This is a genomic window from Neisseria sp. P0021.S006, assembly GCF_051956895.1.
In genome coordinates this window covers 1-229 of the sequence record NZ_JBQCWZ010001341.1, presented here as the reverse complement: position 1 = coordinate 229, position 229 = coordinate 1, and the positions used below count along the sequence as shown (strand labels likewise).

1 pseudogene is annotated in these 229 nt (G+C 58.5%); it reads right to left on the bottom strand.

Annotated features, from left to right (window positions below):
• A pseudogene (locus ACTHUM_RS20205) lies at positions 1-229 on the bottom strand (RHS repeat protein); the annotation flags it as partial.

Here is a 229-nt window from a genome sequence, read left to right as displayed (position 1 = left end):
GCGGTACGGTTGCCGTTGAAGTCGTAGTGGTAGCGGATGCTTTCGGTAACGGGCAGGTACAGCATGTCGTACTGCGCATCGCGCCAGTCGGTTTCGGGCAAACCGTTTCGGGCGTTCTCTTCCTTAGCCGGTACTTTCCATTGGTGCTGGCCGATGATTTGGCCGTTGCCGTTGTAGTCGAAGCAGGTAATGCTGTGACTGTTGGCGGCGCGGACGAGGTTGCCGTCCA